The following is a 17,105-nucleotide window of genomic DNA, read 5'->3' on the forward strand; positions in this document are numbered from 1 at the left end:
ATGATAGTGCGCATTCGCGTGTGAAAGTAGGTCATCGTCAGGCTACTATCCCCAAACCCCCTCAGTGAAAACTGCAGGGGGTTTGTTCTTTTGGGGAAATGAAAAGCGTAGATATATCGGCGGCCTGTTCGCCGATATGCCGTTGCACGCTGTTCAGCACGACTTGGGTGTGTCTGGAAGCAGACAGGCTTCGTTGACCTGAAGATCGTTGTCGCGCGCGAAGTTCATGACGAAATCCCAAGCCATTGGTTCGATGTCTCGGAGTGCTTCGTTCACCACCACGCACTTCACTTGACCGACCACCATGGGGACGCAATAGGGCGAGTAGCCGATCGCAGCGAAACGGCTGTTGGCCATGCCGCCAGGACGAAATGCCGACATCGCGCCTGCCAGGCGCTCCGCCCAGTCGCTTGGACGGAAGGTGCGGCCGTCGCGGGTGAGGCCTTGGATGAAGATCTCGCGGGATTTGTTCGTCGTGCTCATGCGGCCTCTACGCGCCCAAGGGAAGTGCCCCATGGCGCCCAACCCGGTATTGTGATGCACCGCACAAGCAGATGCCGTGCCGTGGAATCTGACCATGACAGGCCGACACCGGGTTTCGGACATCTTCCCGCATCCGCCTGTCGCCGGGCTTGCCGTGGCAGCCGTTTGAGCGCATGGGGGGCGACGGGTGGCGCACCGTTCGACAGCATCGGCGCGTGCGTGGCCTTGCCTACAATCGTGCAGCGCGCCGCTGTAGTCGGTGCGTTCTTTTTTCTGCCTTCCGTCTGGAGATCCTGGGATGACCGCCGTTGCCGATGTGCCCGTGTCCGAACCGCATGTGATGAAGACCTATGGCCGCCTGCCGATCGCGATGTCGCATGGCCGAGGCTGCCGCGTCTGGGACACCGCCGGTCGCGAATACATCGACGGTCTCGGTGGCATCGCTGTCAACACCCTGGGGCACGCTCACCCGAAGTTCGTGGCAGCCCTCCAGGACCAGGTCAGCAAGCTGATCCACTGTTCCAACTACTACCACGTGCCTGGGCAAGAGGCGTTAGCCGCCAAGTTGACCGAACTGTCGGGTCTGACGAACGCCTTCTTCTGCAGCACTGGTCTGGAAGCCAACGAGGCAGCGCTGAAGCTGGCGCGCAAGTTCGGGCATGAGAAGGGCATCGAGCGCCCGGAGGTCATCGTCTACGAGAAGGCCTTTCATGGCCGTTCGATCGCGACGCTGTCGGCGACCGGCAATCCGAAGGTGCAGGCGGGTTTTGGTCCGCTGGTCGAGGGCTTCGTGCGCATTCCGCTGAATGACCTCGCTGCGGTCGAGGAAGTCGCCCGCACCAACCCCAACGTCGTCGCCGTGTTCCTGGAGACCATCCAGGGCGAAGGCGGCATCAACCCGGCGCGTTGGGACTATCTGCGCGACCTGCGCGCGCTGTGTGATCGCCAAGACTGGTTGCTGATGCTCGACGAGGTGCAGTGCGGCATCGGCCGGACCGGCAAGTGGTTCGCACACCAGTGGGCCGGCATCGTCCCCGACGTCATGCCGCTGGCCAAGGGACTGGGCTCGGGTGTGCCGATCGGCGCGGTGGTCTGCGGTCCGCGTGCGGCGCACATCTTTCAGCCGGGCAACCACGGCACGACCTTCGGCGGCAATCCGCTGTCGATGCGGGCGGGTGTCGAAACGATCCGGATCATGGAAGAGGACGGCCTGCTGGACAACGCCGAGCGTGTCGGCGCTCACCTGCAGAAGTCACTGGCTGAAGTGCTCGCCGGCCTGGCTGGCGTGGTCGAGATCCGCGGCGCCGGCCTGATGATCGGCATCGAGCTGGACCGGCCCTGTGGCGAGATCCTCAGCCGCGCGATGGAAGCGGGCCTGTTGCTCAGCGTGACAGCCGACCGCGTCATCCGGTTGGTGCCGCCGCTGATCCTCACCGTGGCCGAGGCCGACGAGATCGTCGCCAAGCTCGCGCCGCTGGTCCGCCACTTCCTCTCCGCCGCCGACGCATGAAACCGGGCCAGAGCCTCATGAAGCACTACCTCCAGTTCAAGGACCTGCGGGCCGAGGAGTATGTCTACCTCTTCGAGCGCGCTCGTCTGATCAAGACCCGCTTCAAGAACTACGAGAAGTACACGCCGCTGGTTGATCGCACGCTGGCCATGATCTTCGAGAAGGCCAGCACGCGCACCCGCGTGAGCTTCGAGGCTGGCATGTACCAGATGGGCGGCTCGGTCGTGCATCTGACGACCGGCGACAGCCAGCTCGGTCGCAGCGAGCCGATCGAGGACTCGGCGCGTGTCATCAGCCGCATGGTCGATCTGGTGATGATCCGCACGTTCGAGCACAGCAAGATCGAGGCGTTCGCCGCCCATTCGCGCGTGCCGGTCATCAACGGCCTGACCAACGAGTTCCACCCCTGCCAGATCCTGGCCGACCTCTACACCTTCCTGGAACACCGCGGCACGCTCAGCGCCGCCGGGGTCGACCTGGGCGGTCTCAAGGGCCGGGTCGTGGCCTGGGTCGGCGATGGCAACAACATGGCCAACACCTGGCTGCAGGCCGCCGAGGTGTTGGGCTTCACGGTGCATGTGAGCACGCCCAGCGGCTATGGCGTCGACCCTGCGGTGGCGGGCGTGCGCGACAGCAAGTGCTATCGCGTCTTCGACGATCCGCGCGAGGCGTGCGCCGGTGCCGACCTCGTCACGACCGACGTCTGGACCAGCATGGGCTACGAGGCCGAGAACGAGGCTCGCAAGAAGGCCTTTGCGCTCTGGTGCGTCGATGCCGACATGATGTCGCGCGCCAAGCCCGACGCGCTGTTCATGCACTGCCTGCCCGCCCATCGGGGCGAGGAAGTGACCGCCGACGTCATCGATGGCCCACAAAGCGTGGTCTGGGACGAGGCCGAGAACCGCATGCATGTGCAGAAGGCGCTGATGGAGTACCTGCTCCTCGGCCGCATCGGCTGATGGTGGGGTCGGTCGACGCCGACCGGTCGCTGCTGGCGGGTGACACGCTCGAGGCGCCACTCGCCTGGCGGGCGGGACAGCCGGTCAGCCGGCGCCAGTATCTGGCCGATGTCGCCGAACTGGCCCGCCGCTGGAAACCCAAGGGTCCGGCGCTGGCCTTGACCGGCGACCGCTACCGATTCGCGCTGGCGTTGGGCGCCAGCCTCCTGCACGGCCAGCCTGGCCTGCTGCCGCCGAATCACACGCCGGACATGCTGGCGCGGCTGACGCGGCTTTTCCCGGGCGCAAGTGCGTTGGCCGACACCTTGGCGCTGGACGAGGCCCGCATCGGCGGCATGCCGGCGCAGGACTTTGTCGACCTGCTGGGTTCGCACGCCGACGAGCCGTCACCGGCTGCGGTCGAACTGCAGGCCGACACCGTCGTCGCGCAGGTTCTGACCTCCGGTTCGACCGGTGCGCCGATGCCGCATCCCAAGGTCTGGGACCGGCTGGTGCTCAACATCGCCGCCGAGGCCCGCCGCGTCGCCGAACACCTGGCTCGGCCCGACCTGCGCGGCGTCGTGCTGGTGGGCACCGTGCCGCCGCACCACATGTACGGTTTTGAGTCGACGGTGCTGCTGGCGATGCGCGGTGGCGCCTCTTTCGCCACCGAGCGGCCTTTCTTCCCGGCGGAAATCGCCGACGTGCTGGCCGCCCTGCCGCGTCCGCGTGTGCTGGTGACCACGCCTTTCCATTTGAAGAACCTTCTGGACGCGAGCATCGCGCTGCCGCCGGTCGACCTGGTCATCAGTGCGACCGCGCCGCTGTCGCCGCAGATGGCCGCCCGCGCCGAGGCTGCGCTGCAAGGCCCGCTGATGGAGATCTACGGCTGCACCGAAGCTGGCCAGGTGGCGACCCGGCGCAGCACGGCGGGCCCGGAATGGACCACCTTTGATGGCCTTTGGTTGAGCGGGGATGGCGCCGAATCGGTCGTCCAAGGCGGCCATGTCCAGCAACCCACGCCGCTGGCCGACGTGCTGGAGGTGATCGATGCCCAGCGTTTCCGATTGCTGGGCCGCTCCAACGACCTGATCAACATCGCCGGCAAGCGCAGTTCGCTGTCGCACCTGAACTTCCACCTCAACAGCATCGAGGGCGTGCGCGATGGCGCGGTGTGGCTGCCGCCACATGACGAGGCCGGCGGTGTCGAGGCGGTCCAGCGCCTGACCGCCTTTGTCGTGCCCGAAGCCGGCCTGACCCGTGAACACCTGCTGGCGCGGCTGCGTGAACGTGTCGACGCGGCTTTCCTGCCGCGCCCGATCGTGTTCGTCGACAGCCTCCCGCGCGACCCGACCGGCAAGCTGCCCACGGGCCGGCTGGCGGAACTGGCGACCTCCTTGAAGCGATGAACCGCGCGGCACGTCTGGCCTGACGTTCAGACGCCCGCCGCTGCACCTGACACCCCATGCCCACCGCCGACCACACGGTCCCTGTTGACCATCCGAGCTTTGCTGGCCACTTCCCCGGCCATCCCATCCTGCCTGGCGTGGTGATGCTCGCGCAGGTGAGCGAGTGCCTGCTTGCGGATGTGCAGGCGGCCACCCTGCTCGGCGATGCGCCGCGTCTGGGGGCCGTGAAGTTCCTTGCGCCGATCGGGCCGGGCGCAAGGCTGCGCATTGGCTGGGACTGCGGGGCCACGCGGGTGAGGTTTGACGTCACCTTGCTGGACAGCGCCGGCGCGGCTGAGCGCCCGGCCGTGAGTGGCCACTTCGACGCCCGACCCGCCCCAGGAGCGAACGATGTCCGCTGAGTCCGGTCCGTCGACCGAATGGACCCGCCAGCGCGAACGCAGCAACTTGCTGGCCCTGACGCTGATGCGCTGGATCGCCATGGCGCTGGGCCGGCGCGTGGCGCGCGGCGTGCTGCACCCGATCACGCTCTACTTCTTGCTGACCGGCGGCGCGGCCTCCCGGGCCTCGCGCCAGTACCTGACCCAGGTGCTGGGCCGGCCGCCGCGCTGGGCCGAGCGCTACCGCCATGTGCACCACTTCGCCGCGACCATCCTCGACCGCGTCTACCTGCTGCAGCGCCGCTACGAGGCCTTCGAGATCACGGTGACCAACCCCCACCTGCTGCTGGATCAGGTCCGGGCCGGCCGTGGCGCGATGCTGGCGGGCGCTCACATCGGCAGCTTCGAGGTCCTGCGCTCGCTCGGCGAGGACATGAAGGACCTGCGTGTGGCCATGCTGATGTTCGAGGACAACGCCCGCCAGATCAACGCGACGCTGCGTGCCATTGCACCCGACACACCGCTGCACGTGATCGCCCTGGGCCGCATGTCGGCGATGCTGGAGTTGCGGGCGTGGCTGGACAGCAATGGGGTGGCCGGCCTGCTGGCCGACCGCACGCTGCGCGCGCCCGGCACCACGGCGATGCAACGCGGCGGCGTGCATCGGCTGAACTTCCTGGGTCAGCCGGCGTCCTTCTCCGATGGCCCGTTCCGGCTGGCGATGATGTTGCGACGGCCGCTGCTCTTCATGGCCGGGCTGTACCACGGCGCTCACCGCTACGAGTTGCGCTTCCTGGAGATCGCCGACTTCAGCCAGCGACCGACCGACGGGGCCACGTCCGAGGTCGTCCTGCAGCGCGCGGTGCAGCGTTATGTCGAGATCCTGGAAGGCATCTGCCATGAGACACCCCACAACTGGTTCAACTTCTTTGACTTCTGGGCCGACGACGATGCCGACACCTCCCCGCAGACCTGAGCACCGCGTCGCCGTCCGGACCTGGCTCGCCGCCAGCATCTTCGCGGCCAGCAGCCTTCTGTCGCCCGCCTTCGCCTTCGGCCTCGAAGACCTGATGCGCACGCTGGCCAGCGTCAAGGAGGGCGAGGCCAGCTTCACCGAGAAGCGCACCGTGTCCTCGCTGGACCAGCCGCTGCTGTCGTCCGGGCGGCTCAGCTTCACAGCGCCCGACCGCTTCGAGCGTGTCACCCTCAAGCCCCGCCGCGAGGCGCTGCAGGTCAACGGCAACACGCTGACGATGAGCCAGGGCAGCCGCAGCCGCACGCTGGCGCTCGATGCCGTGCCCGAGGCGCAGATCATGGTCGAGGCGGTGCGTGGCACGCTGACGGGCAACCAGGCGGCGCTGCAGAAGTACTTCAGCACCCAGGTCAGCGGCGCGGCCGAGCGCTGGGCGCTGGACCTCAAGCCGCTGGACGCCAAGCTGCGCGGCAGCATCGCCACGATCCGCGTCAGCGGTCGACAGGCCGAGGTGCAGGAGATCGTGCTCGACCTCGCCGACGGCGACCGCTCGGTCATGAAGATCGAGCCGGCGATGGTCTCGCGCTGAACGGCGTCGTGCCCGCGTGAACACCGCCGCCGCGATCACCCCCGCCGCCCGCTGGTCCTGGCCGCCGCTGCTGCGCGCCAGCGTCGTGCTGCATGTGCTGGTCTTGCTGACGATGCTGGTGTGGCCGTTGCTGTGGCCCTGGGCGCTTGCGCTGCTGGTGGCCAACCATGCGGTGATCGTCCTTGGCGGCTTGTGGCCACGCGCCGACTGGCTCGGCCCCAACCTGCTGCGACTGCCGGCAGCGGCGGCCGCGCGCGGCGAGGTTGCGCTGACGATCGACGACGGCCCCGACCCGGTGCTGACCCCCGCCGTGCTGGACCTGCTGGATGCGGCCGGTGCCCGGGCCACCTTCTTCTGCATCGCCGAGCGGGCCGAGCGCCACCCCGAGCTGGTCCGCGACATCATCCAGCGCGGCCACAGCGTGCAGAACCACAGCCTGCGCCACCGGCACACCTTCTCGCTGCTGGGACCGCGTGGCTACGCCCGCGAACTGGCCGCCTCGCAGGCTGTGCTGACCCGCCTGACCGGACAGGTGCCGCGCTACTTCCGCGCCCCGGCCGGCTTGCGCAATCCCTTCCTCGACCCGGTGCTGCACCGCCTGGGCCTGACCCTGGCGAGCTGGACCCGACGCGGCTTTGACACCCGCGAGCGCGACCCGCACCGGGTCTTGGCCCGCCTGAGCCGTGGTCTGGCCGGCGGCGACATCCTGCTGCTGCACGACGGCCATGCCGCCCGCACGGCCGAAGGGACGCCCGTCGTGCTGGCGGTCTTGCCACCGCTGTTGGCGCTGCTGCGCGAGCGGGGCCTGAGCGCGGTGACGCTGTCGCAGGCCTGCCTTGAACGCGACCCGAACCCGCCGACCCGCTGAAGCCCCATGACGACCCAGACCCAGCGCGCGCCCGCGCCGATCCGACCCGACGCCGCCTGGCGTCGCCTGCTTGAACAGGCCACCGTGCCCTACCGCAGCGCCGGCCGCTTCGCCTGGCATTTCGCGCGCGGCAAGCTGGGCCGCGACCCGGTCTTCCGCCACCTGCTGGAAAGCGGCCTGCTGCGCACGCAAGCCCGCATCCTCGACATCGGTTGCGGCCAGGCGCTGCTGGCGCACCTCGTGCCGGCGGCCCAGCAGGCCGCTGCCAGCGGGCAATGGCCGCAGGACTGGGCCACCGCGCCGAGCTTGTCGCACTACACCGGCGTCGAACTGATGCCACGCGACGTGGCCCGCGCCCAGGCCGCGCTGGCCGGCCGCGAGGGCGGCGACCAGGCCCATGTGTTGTGCGGCGACATGTGCGAGGTCGCCTTCCCGGACTGCGACACGGTGGTGATCCTCGATGTCCTGCACTACGTCGACATCGCCGCGCAGGACGCCGTGCTGGCACGGGTGCATGCGGCGCTGACGCCCGGCGGCGTGCTGCTGCTGCGCATCGGCGATGCCGACCGCCGGCCCGGCTTCGTCGCCAGTCAATGGGTCGACCGGCTGGTGACCTGGACCCGCGGCCACCGCGTGCCGCCGACCTGGGGCCGGCCGCTGCGCGACTGGCTGGCGACGCTGGCGCGGCTCGGCTTCGTCGCCGAAGCCCGGCCGATGAGCCAGGGCACGCCGTTTGCGAATGTCTTGCTGGTCGCGCGCAAGCCTTCCGAAGGATCCTCGACATGACGCCCCTGCCCATCACCCACCACACGCTCAGCACCGCGCTGGGTCTGGGGTTGGCCGAACACGCCGCAGCCCTGCACGACGGCCGCAGCGGCCTGCAGCCTTGCGACTTCCCTGACGTCACGTTGCCCGGCTGGATCGGCGTGGTGCGCGGCCTGGACGACGTGCGCCTGCCGGACGCGCTGAGCGACTGGAACTGTCGCAACCACCGTCTGGCGTGGCTCGGGCTGCAGCAGGACGGCTTTGCCGACGCCGTCGCGCAGGCCCGTGATCGCTGGGGCGCACACCGCGTCGCTGTCTTGCTGGGCACCAGCACCTCGGGCATCTACGAGACTGAACTGGCCTACCGGCGCCGCGACGACGGCCCGGCAGGTCCGAACAGCGGCGCATTGCCGGCCGATTTCCGCTACGGCGAGACCCACAACACCGGCGCGCTGGGCCGTTTCGTCGCGGCGGCGCTGGGCCTGGCCGGCCCGACCTGGGTGGTGTCGACGGCCTGTTCGTCCAGCGCCAAGGTCTACGCGTCGGCGCAGCGTCTGATCGAGGCCGGCTGTATCGACGCGGCGGTGGTCGGTGGCGTCGACAGCCTGTGCTTGACGACGCTCTACGGCTTCAACGCCCTGGAGCTGTTCTCGCCCGACATCTGCCGACCCTGGGATGCCAACCGCAGCGGCTTGTCGCTGGGCGAAGCCGCCGCCTTCGGGCTGTTGCAGCGCGAGGCCAGCGAGCCGCCGGCCGGCTGGCTGCTCGGCTGCGGCGAGACCAGCGACGGTCACCACATGAGTTCGCCCCATCCCGAAGGCGTTGGCGCCATCGCCGCGATGCGCATGGCGCTGGCCGATGCCGGCGTGGCGCCCGAGGCCATCGACTACATCAACCTGCACGGCACCGCGACGCCGGGCAACGACGCCTCCGAGGACCGTGCCGTTGGCGCCGTCTTTGGCGACCGCGTGCTCGGCAGTTCCACCAAGGGCGCGACCGGCCACACGCTGGGCGCCGCCGGTGGCGTCGAGGCCAGCCTGAGCCTGCTGGCGATCCGCGAGGGCCTGATGCCCGGCGGCCTGCACCGCCTGACGCCCGACCCTGATTTGCACATCGCCTACCTGGGCGAGAACCGGCACGCGCCGGTGCGGCGGGTCTTGAGCAATTCCTTCGGCTTCGGGGGGTCCAACGCCTCGCTGGTGTTCGGAGGCCAGCCATGAGCGCCGCGCTGAGCGTCTTCGTGCGCGCCGTCGCGCTGGTCGGCCCCGGGCTGCCCGACTGGGCCGCTGCACAGGCCGTGCTGACCGGTGCCGTGTCCTGGGCCCACGCACCAACCGCGCTGGCCGCGCCGCAGCGCCTGCCTCCGGCCGAACGGCGACGCGCCGGTGCGGCGGTCAAGGCCGCGCTGGTGGTGGCCGAGCAGGTCGTCGCCCAGGCGGGCATCGATCCGGCCACGCTGACGACGGTCTACACCTCTTCCAACGGCGACGGCGCCAACTGCCACGCGCTGTGCGAGGCGCTGGCGCTGCCACAGCGCCTGGTTTCGCCGACGCGCTTCACCAACTCGGTCCACAACGCGCCAGCCGGCTATTGGCACATCGCGGTCAGCGGCCGCGAGGCCTCGACCAGCCTGTGTGCCCACGACCACAGCTTCGCCGCCGGCCTGATCGAGGCCATCGGCCTGGTGCGCACGCGCCGCCAGCCGGTGTTGCTGGTGGCCAGCGACAGCCCCTACCCGGAGCCGCTGCAGGCCTGTCGGCCGATGGTCGACGTGGTTGGCGTCGCGCTGATCCTGTCGCCCCAAGCGGCGGTTGCAGGGCAGGGCGATCTGGCCCGGCTGAGCGTGGACCTGGTGCCGGGCGACGGCGTGGCCGACACCCGCTGCGACGACGCCGGCCTGGAGGGCCTGCGCACACAGGTGCCGGCCGCCCGCGCCTTGCCCTTGCTGGCGGCCATCGCGCGGGGCCAGCCCGCCGGTGTCGACATCGCCTGGCCGGCCGGCCCGGCGCTGCGCATCGAGGTGCAGCCGACATGAGCGCCGTGCCGCGCCAGACCGACCGCGCCGGCATCGCCGCGCGCATCCCGCATGCCGGCACCATGTGCCTGCTCGACCGGCTGATCGGCTGGGACGAGGCCCACATCGTCTGCGAGGCCGACAGCCACCGCGCGCTGGACCACCCCTTGCGCAGCGCCAGCGGCCTGCTGGTCGGCGCCGCGATCGAATACGCCGCGCAGGCCATGGCCCTGCATGGCGCCTTGCTGGGCGAGTCCATGGCCCAGACCGCAAGTGGCTCAGACCTTGAGCCACCCAAGCCGGGCTTCCTCGCCAGTGCCCGGGGCGTCGACTTCGGCCGCTGGCGGCTCGACGACCTCGAAGGCCCCTTGCGCATCGAGGCCGTCCGCCAGGCCGGCGATGCGCAACAGATCCTCTACCAGTTCAGCGTCCGCTGCGGCGAGCTGATGCTGGCCTGCGGGCGCGCGGCGGTGGTGCTGAACACGCCGATCGCGCCCGCCGCATCGACCTGAATCCCTCTGGACCCGACATGACTGAATCCGTGAAGACCCCCGCCCGGCGGGCCCTGGTGACCGGCGCCAGTGGCGACCTTGGCTCGGCCATCGCGCGCCGGCTGGCGCAGGCCGGCGTGCATGTCATCGTGCATGCCAACAGCCGCCTGTCAGCGGCCCAGGCGCTGGCCGATGCCTTGTGCGCCGAAGGCCTGAGCGCCGAACCCGTCGCCTTTGACGTCACCGACCGGTCGGCCAGCGCGGCGGCGCTTGAGGCGCTGCTCAAGGCTGGCCCGATCCAGATCCTGGTCAACAACGCCGGCATCCATGACGACGCCGTCTTCCCCGGCCTGCGGCCGGAGCAGTGGGACCGCGTGCTGGACGTGTCGGTCAACGGCTTCTTCAACGTGACCCAGCCGCTGACGCTGCCGATGCTGCGCACCCGCTGGGGCCGCATCGTCAACATCGGCTCGGTTGCCGGCATCACCGGCAACCGCGGCCAGGTCAACTACGCGGCGGCCAAGGGCGCGCTGCACAGCGCCACCAAGGCCCTGTCGCTGGAACTGGCCAGCCGGGGTGTCACGGTCAACGCCGTTGCACCGGGCATCATCGCCTCGGCCATGGCCGACGCGGTCTTCGACGACAAGCTGATCGCCAACCTCGTGCCGGTCAAGCGTGCCGGCCGGCCTGACGAGGTCGCCGCGTTGGTCGGCTTCCTCTGCGGCGACGAGGCGGGCTACATCACCGGCCAGGTCATCTCGGTCAACGGGGGCATGGTTTGAACGCGGCCTCTGCGGCCTCGGCAGCGACGGCCGCCGCGAACGTGCATGCCGGCGAAGCGCTGCTGTTCGCGGTGCTGATGCAGCTCGTGGTGATCGTGCTGGCGGGCCGCCTCGGCGGGGCGGTGGCTCAGCGTCTGGGCCAGTCGACGGCGGTCGGCGAGATCGTCACCGGCCTGCTGCTCGGCCCCTCGCTGTTCGGTGCGCTGGCGCCGGAGCTGTTTGCCCTGGTGTTCCGCTCGACCGGGCCACAGACGCTGACCATCCTGTCGCAGATCGGCCTGTTGCTGCTGATGTTCCAGATCGGCCTGACCTTCGACTTCGGCCACCTGTCGGCACGACACAATCGCCGCGCGGTCTGGTGGGTTGCACTGGCCGGGCTGGTTGCTCCCTTCGGACTGGGTTGGGGCCTGGGCTGGGTGATGCCCGAGAGCCTGCAGACCAGCGCACCGCGCTACGCCTTCGCGCTCTTCGTTGGCACCGCTTTCTCGATCACCGCGCTGCCCATCCTGGGGCGCATCCTGATGGAGTTCGGCTTGTCCCGCACGCCGCTGGGCGTCATCACCATCAGCGCGGCGGCGATCAACGATGTGGTCGGCTGGCTGCTGCTGGCGCTGGTCACCGCGCTGTCGACGGCGGCCTTTTCGGCCGGCGCTTTCGCCCGCGAGGTCGCCGGCGTGCTGGCCTTCGGCGTCGTCAGCTGGTTCCTGCTGCGACCGCCGCTGGAGCGCTTCATCGCCTGGCGCCTGAAGGCCGACAGCGGCGAGATCGGCCCGACCGCCATGGGCGTGACCATCGCGCTGGTCTTCGCGATGGGCATGTGCACCTACCAGCTCGGCATCTTCGCGATCTTCGGCGGCTTCATGGCCGGCGTGCTGCTGCACCGCCAGCACGCCTTCGCCGAGGCCTGGCAGGCCCGCGTCGGCGGTTTTGTGCAGGTCTTTTTCCTGCCGATCTTCTTCACCTACACGGGGCTGCGCACCGACATCGGCTCGCTGTCGGGCGCCAGTGCCTGGGGCTGGTGCGCGGGGCTGATCTTCCTGGCCACGCTGGGCAAGTTCGGCGCCTGCTCGGTGGCGGCTCGGTTCGCGGGGCTGTCTACACCGGCGGCGCGACTGGTCGGCATCCTGATGAACACGCGCGCGCTGATGGAACTCATCATCATCAACGTCGGCTACGACCTGGGCGTCATCGGCCGCGAGGTCTTCACGATGCTGGTGCTGATGGCGGTCTTCTCGACCCTGGTGACGACGCCGATGCTGCGGCGCTGGCTGCCGGCGCTGCGCGGCGATGCGGTGCTGACCGGCCGCGAGCTCAGTCCGAGTTCCGTCCCAGGTACTGGAACGGCGGCTGGCGCAACCAGCGCTTGACCAGCAGCAGCGGCAGGCGCAGGCCGAACTCGATCATCAGGCGGGTGTGCATCCACGTCAGCAGGACGTTGTCGCGCAGGTAGTGGAAGTGCGAGACGCCGCCTTCGGCCGCGCTCAGGTACTTCACCGGCGCCTTGCGGTTGATCGGTGCGACGCCGCGCCAGGCCAGGCGCACGACGGCCTCGGTGTCAAAGTCGAAGCGGCGCATCCAGGGCTGGCGGCGCATCACCGCCATCAGCGGCTCGATCGGGTAGACACGAAAGCCGTAGAGCGAATCGTGGATGCCCGCGCCCAGTGTCTCCAGGTTGGTCCAGCCGTTGGAGACCCGCCGGCCGCGCACCCGCAACAGCGGCGCGGAGGCGTCGAACACCGGCTCGCCCAGCACCATCGCGTCGGGATGTTCGAGCGAGGCCGACATGAAGGCGCGGATCAACGCGGCCGGATGCTGGCCGTCGGAGTCCATCGCCAGCACGTGGGTGTGGCCGGCCGCGCGGGCGGCCTGCAGGCCGTGCAGCACGGCCGCGCCCTTGCCCTGGTTGTGAGGCAGCACGAGCACATGCAGCAGCGGGTCGGCGGCGGCCATCGCCTGCAGTCCTGCTGCGGTGCCGTCGCTGCTGCCGTCGACCACGACCCAGACGGGCGCCCATTCGGCCCGGGCCGAACGCACCGTCTCATAGACCTTCGGGCCCGTGTTGTAGCTGGGGATCAGCAGCGCGTGGGTGGGATGGGGCGTGTCGACGCGGGCGTCGTTTTGGGTCGTCGTCATGGGGTGGCTCATCGACGGGGCTGCTTGGCCAGTTCTTGTTCAAGGTGTGACTGCAAGGCATCCATCAGCACGCCGGGCGCCTCTGGATCATCGGCCGCCGGCGCTGCGAAACGCTGGCCCAGCCGCAGCCGGTAGACCATCGGCACGGGCGGCAGGCGCCAGATCGGCCAGCCCTTGGCGAGGAAGGGCGAGTCGGTCTCGATGATCACCGTCTGCACGGGCACCTGGGCGCGTTGCGCGATCAGCGCGATGCCGCCGCGCAGCGGCTGCAGCCGATCGCCTTCGGTGCGGGTGCCTTCGGGGAAGAGCACGAGCTGCGCGCCCGCTTGCAGTTCCTCGACGGCGCTGCGCACCAGCAGGTGCGGCACGTCGTTGGCGATGTAGCGCGCCAGCCGGGCACCAGCGCCGAGGAAGACGTTGCGCTGCAGGCCCGCCTTCATGATGCAGACGCTGCGCGGCAGGCGCGCGACGATCAGCATCGCGTCGGCCATGCAGGGGTGGTTGGCCGCGACGATCAGGCCGCCCGGCTGGTCGGCCAGCGCGTCCAGCGCCCGGGCATCGATGCGCATCAGCCCGCTGGCCCGGCCGCAGACCCAGTAGAAGCGGTAGCCCCAGGCGATCACCGCCCGGCCCAGGCGCTGACCGAAGGCGGCCGGCAAGACCGGGTGCAGCAGCATGGCCAGCACGGACCAGCTCAGCGACAGGACACCCAGCCAGGCGACCAGCACCCACAGCCAGGCGACCAGCACCGCGCGCAGCGGCCCGCGCGAGGGGGACAAGGACGGCGCGCGCAGCAAGTCGATCAGTCCGGTCGCATGACTTGTTCGGACGAGTTCGCGAAGATCCACGACATCGCCACGCCGCCACTGAGGTTGCTGCGCGAGCGCACCAGCGGGCTGTCGCCGAACACGGCGCCGCCGACGTGGTCATAGCGCAGGAAGGCGCCAATCCAGTGCCGCTCGAAGCGCCGCGAGGTGCCGACCAGCGCCTGCCAGCCGCCGTAGCCGCCGCGCGCCTGGTAGGCCGGTCGGCCCGCGATGGCCTCGGCCGCGCTGACGCCGTAGATGCGCTGGTTGACCCCTTGCGACGCCCACAGCGGTCCGGCCACAAAGCCCAGCCGCCAGGGCGTGCCCGTGCTCACCGACAGGTCCAGGTTGGGCGTGAAGACATTGCCGACATGGCGTGGCGAGGACTCCAGCGTCAGCACCGCGCGCACCGGCACCTCCAGGTTGAGCCGCAGCCCGGGCGTGCGCAGCAGCGTGCTGCGCAGCTTGGGACCGATCTCGAAAGTGGCCGGCACGCGCCGCATGCCGGCGCGGGCGCCGCTGTCGTCGGTGTAGACCGGCGGGCTGGCGTTGAGGCTGACCTCCAGTTCGGCGAAGGACGTGTCGAGCAGCACCGCACGGGCGCCCTCGCGGTCGGCCCGCAAGAAGTTTCCGCGGTAGACCACGAAGGGCAGGGGCAGCACATAGCCGCGGTAGCTGTCGGCGCCCCGGTAGTCGGGCAGGCGCAGCAGGCTGGCGCCCACGCCCAGTTCCCACAGCGGCAGCGCCTTCATGACCGGACGGGCCGGCGCGTCCGGCGTGATCGCAGCACCGTCGGTGACCGGCAGGGTGCGCGGGCCGGCGCTCGTCGCGTCCGGGCTGTCGGCCGCCTGCACGCCAAGGGCGCAAAAGACGGGGGCGAGCGCGGCGGCCAGTTGGCGGCGGGAAAGTCTGGTCATGCGGGTGGGCTCCGTGGCGTATTTCTTGACGTTCAGCACGAGGGGTTGAGGACGGCCTGGGCCTCGATCTCGACCAGCAGCTCGGCCCGGCAGACATCGGCGCGCAGCCAGACGGTGCGGTCCAGCGCGGCGACATCGTGCCGCAGCCAAGCGGCCAGGACGGCGCGGACGCTCGCCAGATCATCGGCGTGGCGCAGGTAGACCGTCAGGTCCAGCGCGCGGCGCAGCGTGTTGGGCTCGCCCTCGACCTGGGCCAGCAGCACGTCGATGTTGCGCAGCGACTCGCGCGTCTGCTCGGCCACGTCGCCCGGGTGAACGCTCTGGTGGCCGACGATGCTGGCGGTGCCGGAGATGAACAGCAGGCTGCGCCGCTCGGACAGGCGCAGCTCGGCCGCGCGCGAGAAGGTCGGGCTGACCGGGCCGTGGTCGTTCGGGTAGCGGTAGGCGCTGACCTGGCGCGGGTTCTCGATCACGCGCGGGTCGATGCGGCCAGCCAGCAGCGCGACGCTCAGCGCGCCGGCTTCGGTGCCCAGCGCACAGGCGGCCGGCGCGCCGTCGAAGGCCGCCTGGCCAGCGGCGACAAAGGCCTGCTGGCGGCCGATGTTGAACTGGCGGTAGCGCTCCAGCCGACCGGCCGGGCTGTCGGTCTCTGCGTTGATGTCGGCGAGGTAGTTCCAGAAGCGCGCCGGCTGCGTCAGACCGTGGCGGGCCATCAAGCCGAACAGCCGGGTGTAGGCGATGCGCGCGGCGCCGATCAGGCCGTCCGGCGTGGCGGTCTCGTCGACCGTGATGCGGGCAAACAGCCAGTCGCCGTCACAGGCCCAGTGCAGCGCGGCGGCGCCGTCGAGGTCTTGCGCGACGGTCGCCGGGCGCGGGCTCCACCATTGTTCGGTGACCGGCGCTGCCGGCCAGATCAGGCATGGCGCGGCGGGCTGGGGCGGCCGCGCCGGGGACTGCGGCTGATGCACCCGATGAACCAGCAAGAAGGGCGATGCCGGCGCGCCGTCTTCGGGTGCCCCGACCTGCCGGATCGGCAGCAGGCTGTCAGGGGCAGGAGGGGGCACGGGCATGAAGGGCGTCTGGCGTCAGGGTTGCGCGTGGCGTCGATGCCATCGGCAGGAACCCTGAATCTTACGGGGCGGCATCGCAGGGCTTGCCGGACAGCGCGGCGTCAGCGCCACGCCTCAAGCTTCCTGCCACGGCAGCCGGCCGCAGCCCCGAGGCTATCCTTGACCGCTGTCCCGCCACCCGGCCGACACGCACACCCATCGCCATGAAGCTCGCCCTCATCACCGACATCCACGCCAACCGCGAGGCCTTCGAGGCCGTGCTGGAACAGGCCCACCTCCACGGCGCCGAGCGCATCGCGCTGCTGGGCGACTTCGTCGGCTACGGCGCCGATCCGGCCTGGGTGGTCGAGCGGGTGCAGGACCTGGTCGCGCAGGGCGCCATCGCGGTGCGTGGCAACCACGACGACGCCATCGTGCTCGGCCCCAGCCCCAACCTGGTCGAGGACGCCCGCCGCGCCATCGCCTGGACACGCGAGCAGCTCAGCCCGGCGCAGATCGAGTTCCTCGCCAGCCTGCCCTACAAGGTCGAGGACAGCGGTTGCCTCTTCGTGCATGCCAATGCCCATGCGCCGACGGGCTGGGAATACATCACCGGCCGCAGCGAGGCGGTGCGCAGCATGCACGCGACCGACTGCCGCCACACCTTCTGCGGCCATGTGCACCACCCCACGCTCTATCACATGTCCAGCACCGGCAAGATCGCCGACTTCAAGCCGGTGCCCGGCGTGGCGGTGCCGGTGCCGGGCCACCGCCAGTGGCTGGCCATACCCGGCTCGACCGGCCAGCCGCGCGACGGCAACCCGGCCGCCTGCTGGGCCATGTTCGACAACGCCCGCGCCACGCTGACCTTCCACCGCGTGCCCTATGACCACGAGACCACCGGCGCCAAGATCGTCGCCGCCGGCCTGCCGCGCACGCTGGCCACACGACTGGTTGACGGCACCTGAGCGCGAGCGCTGAGCACAGCGCCGACCGGA

At 70.2% G+C, this 17,105-nt stretch carries 19 protein-coding genes; 14 read left to right on the top strand and 5 right to left on the bottom strand.

Annotated features, from left to right (window positions below):
• Positions 1-153: 153 nt before the first annotated feature.
• Positions 154-483 (bottom strand): DUF3579 domain-containing protein, encoded by a 330-nt coding sequence (locus EV685_RS15225; protein WP_130482918.1) that lies wholly within the window; start codon positions 481-483, stop codon positions 154-156.
• A 298-nt stretch (positions 484-781) separates the two neighbouring features.
• On the opposite strand from EV685_RS15225, the gene EV685_RS15230 reads away from it, so the two are divergent.
• The 13 genes from EV685_RS15230 to EV685_RS15285 are packed head-to-tail and all read left to right on the top strand — an operon-like array spanning position 782 to position 12,569.
• On the top strand, positions 782-1,993 hold the full coding sequence (locus EV685_RS15230) for an aspartate aminotransferase family protein (RefSeq protein ID WP_130482919.1): 1,212 nt from the start codon (positions 782-784) through the stop codon (positions 1,991-1,993).
• Positions 1,990-2,952 carry an ornithine carbamoyltransferase gene (argF, locus tag EV685_RS15235; RefSeq protein ID WP_130482920.1) on the top strand — a complete coding sequence of 321 codons (963 nt, stop codon included), beginning with the start codon at positions 1,990-1,992 and terminating at the stop codon, positions 2,950-2,952. Before EV685_RS15230 ends, argF begins: the two co-directional genes overlap by 4 nt.
• On the top strand, positions 2,952-4,340 hold the full coding sequence (locus EV685_RS15240; RefSeq protein ID WP_242615616.1) for an AMP-binding protein: 1,389 nt from the start codon (positions 2,952-2,954) through the stop codon (positions 4,338-4,340). Before argF ends, EV685_RS15240 begins: the two co-directional genes overlap by 1 nt.
• 56 nt (positions 4,341-4,396) lie before the next feature.
• The gene (locus EV685_RS21050) at positions 4,397-4,741 is read left to right on the top strand and encodes an ApeI family dehydratase (RefSeq protein ID WP_242615617.1); all 345 of its coding nucleotides are present in this window, start codon (positions 4,397-4,399) and stop codon (positions 4,739-4,741) included.
• On the top strand, positions 4,731-5,696 hold the full coding sequence (locus EV685_RS15245) for an acyl-CoA synthetase (protein WP_130482921.1): 966 nt from the start codon (positions 4,731-4,733) through the stop codon (positions 5,694-5,696). The genes EV685_RS21050 and EV685_RS15245 overlap by 11 nt, the downstream gene beginning before the upstream one ends.
• Positions 5,671-6,282: an outer membrane lipoprotein carrier protein LolA gene (locus tag EV685_RS15250; RefSeq protein ID WP_242615618.1), complete on the top strand. Its 612-nt coding sequence runs from the start codon at positions 5,671-5,673 to the stop codon at positions 6,280-6,282. Before EV685_RS15245 ends, EV685_RS15250 begins: the two co-directional genes overlap by 26 nt.
• A 16-nt stretch (positions 6,283-6,298) precedes the next feature.
• The gene (locus tag EV685_RS15255; RefSeq protein ID WP_242615619.1) at positions 6,299-7,150 is read left to right on the top strand and encodes a polysaccharide deacetylase family protein; all 852 of its coding nucleotides are present in this window, start codon (positions 6,299-6,301) and stop codon (positions 7,148-7,150) included.
• A gap of 6 nt (positions 7,151-7,156) precedes the next feature.
• Positions 7,157-7,936 (top strand): SAM-dependent methyltransferase, encoded by a 780-nt coding sequence (locus tag EV685_RS15260; RefSeq protein ID WP_130482922.1) that lies wholly within the window; start codon positions 7,157-7,159, stop codon positions 7,934-7,936.
• The gene (locus tag EV685_RS15265; protein ID WP_130482923.1) at positions 7,933-9,135 is read left to right on the top strand and encodes a beta-ketoacyl-[acyl-carrier-protein] synthase family protein; all 1,203 of its coding nucleotides are present in this window, start codon (positions 7,933-7,935) and stop codon (positions 9,133-9,135) included. The genes EV685_RS15260 and EV685_RS15265 overlap by 4 nt, the downstream gene beginning before the upstream one ends.
• Positions 9,132-9,950 (top strand): beta-ketoacyl synthase chain length factor, encoded by an 819-nt coding sequence (locus EV685_RS15270; RefSeq protein WP_130482924.1) that lies wholly within the window; start codon positions 9,132-9,134, stop codon positions 9,948-9,950. The genes EV685_RS15265 and EV685_RS15270 overlap by 4 nt, the downstream gene beginning before the upstream one ends.
• Positions 9,947-10,441, top strand: coding sequence for a hotdog family protein (locus EV685_RS15275; protein WP_130482925.1), 495 nt, complete (start codon positions 9,947-9,949; stop codon positions 10,439-10,441). Before EV685_RS15270 ends, EV685_RS15275 begins: the two co-directional genes overlap by 4 nt.
• Before the next feature lie 17 nt (positions 10,442-10,458).
• Entirely contained in the window at positions 10,459-11,202 is a 744-nt protein-coding gene (gene fabG / locus EV685_RS15280; protein WP_130482926.1) for a 3-oxoacyl-ACP reductase FabG, read from the top strand.
• A 41-nt stretch (positions 11,203-11,243) separates the two neighbouring features.
• Positions 11,244-12,569, top strand: coding sequence for a cation:proton antiporter (locus tag EV685_RS15285; protein ID WP_242615620.1), 1,326 nt, complete (start codon positions 11,244-11,246; stop codon positions 12,567-12,569).
• Here the strand turns inward: EV685_RS15285 and EV685_RS15290 are convergent.
• Genes EV685_RS15290 through EV685_RS15305 form a run of 4 tightly spaced genes read right to left on the bottom strand, consistent with a single transcriptional unit; the run spans position 12,514 to position 16,128 of the window.
• Entirely contained in the window at positions 12,514-13,335 is an 822-nt protein-coding gene (locus EV685_RS15290; RefSeq protein WP_130482927.1) for a glycosyltransferase family 2 protein, read from the bottom strand. The two genes, EV685_RS15285 and EV685_RS15290, sit on opposite strands and share 56 nt — an antisense overlap.
• 8 nt (positions 13,336-13,343) lie before the next feature.
• Positions 13,344-14,114 (bottom strand): lysophospholipid acyltransferase family protein, encoded by a 771-nt coding sequence (locus EV685_RS15295; RefSeq protein ID WP_130482928.1) that lies wholly within the window; start codon positions 14,112-14,114, stop codon positions 13,344-13,346.
• A gap of 23 nt (positions 14,115-14,137) precedes the next feature.
• Positions 14,138-15,058, bottom strand: a complete 921-nt coding sequence (locus tag EV685_RS15300) for a MipA/OmpV family protein (protein ID WP_130482929.1) — start codon at positions 15,056-15,058, stop codon at positions 14,138-14,140.
• A gap of 32 nt (positions 15,059-15,090) precedes the next feature.
• Entirely contained in the window at positions 15,091-16,128 is a 1,038-nt protein-coding gene (locus EV685_RS15305) for a chorismate transformation FkbO/Hyg5 family protein (RefSeq protein WP_130482930.1), read from the bottom strand.
• 203 nt (positions 16,129-16,331) lie between these two features.
• Between EV685_RS15305 and EV685_RS15310 the strand changes: the two genes are divergently transcribed.
• Entirely contained in the window at positions 16,332-17,075 is a 744-nt protein-coding gene (locus EV685_RS15310) for a metallophosphoesterase family protein (RefSeq protein WP_130482931.1), read from the top strand.
• Positions 17,076-17,105 lie beyond the last annotated feature (30 nt).

It is taken from the genome of Sphaerotilus mobilis (genome assembly GCF_004216565.1).
GTDB lineage: Bacteria > Pseudomonadota > Gammaproteobacteria > Burkholderiales > Burkholderiaceae_C > Sphaerotilus > Sphaerotilus mobilis.

Bases quoted from the DNA above. Each gene is read 5' to 3' on its own strand.
- EV685_RS15265 (WP_130482923.1), top strand. From the start codon at position 7,933: ATGACGCCCCTGCCCATCACCCACCACACGCTCAGCACCGCGCTGGGT.
- EV685_RS15250 (WP_242615618.1), top strand. From the start codon at position 5,671: ATGCCGACACCTCCCCGCAGACCTGAGCACCGCGTCGCCGTCCGGACC.
- EV685_RS15245 (WP_130482921.1), top strand. From the start codon at position 4,731: ATGTCCGCTGAGTCCGGTCCGTCGACCGAATGGACCCGCCAGCGCGAA.
- EV685_RS15305 (WP_130482930.1), bottom strand. From the start codon at position 16,128: ATGCCCGTGCCCCCTCCTGCCCCTGACAGCCTGCTGCCGATCCGGCAG.
- EV685_RS15260 (WP_130482922.1), top strand. From the start codon at position 7,157: ATGACGACCCAGACCCAGCGCGCGCCCGCGCCGATCCGACCCGACGCC.
- EV685_RS15310 (WP_130482931.1), top strand. From the start codon at position 16,332: ATGAAGCTCGCCCTCATCACCGACATCCACGCCAACCGCGAGGCCTTC.
- EV685_RS15275 (WP_130482925.1), top strand. From the start codon at position 9,947: ATGAGCGCCGTGCCGCGCCAGACCGACCGCGCCGGCATCGCCGCGCGC.
- EV685_RS15290 (WP_130482927.1), bottom strand. From the start codon at position 13,335: ATGACGACGACCCAAAACGACGCCCGCGTCGACACGCCCCATCCCACC.
- EV685_RS15270 (WP_130482924.1), top strand. From the start codon at position 9,132: ATGAGCGCCGCGCTGAGCGTCTTCGTGCGCGCCGTCGCGCTGGTCGGC.
- EV685_RS15300 (WP_130482929.1), bottom strand. From the start codon at position 15,058: ATGACCAGACTTTCCCGCCGCCAACTGGCCGCCGCGCTCGCCCCCGTC.
- fabG (WP_130482926.1), top strand. From the start codon at position 10,459: ATGACTGAATCCGTGAAGACCCCCGCCCGGCGGGCCCTGGTGACCGGC.
- EV685_RS15225 (WP_130482918.1), bottom strand. From the start codon at position 483: ATGAGCACGACGAACAAATCCCGCGAGATCTTCATCCAAGGCCTCACC.
- EV685_RS15240 (WP_242615616.1), top strand. From the start codon at position 2,952: ATGGTGGGGTCGGTCGACGCCGACCGGTCGCTGCTGGCGGGTGACACG.
- argF (WP_130482920.1), top strand. From the start codon at position 1,990: ATGAAACCGGGCCAGAGCCTCATGAAGCACTACCTCCAGTTCAAGGAC.
- EV685_RS21050 (WP_242615617.1), top strand. From the start codon at position 4,397: ATGCCCACCGCCGACCACACGGTCCCTGTTGACCATCCGAGCTTTGCT.
- EV685_RS15230 (WP_130482919.1), top strand. From the start codon at position 782: ATGACCGCCGTTGCCGATGTGCCCGTGTCCGAACCGCATGTGATGAAG.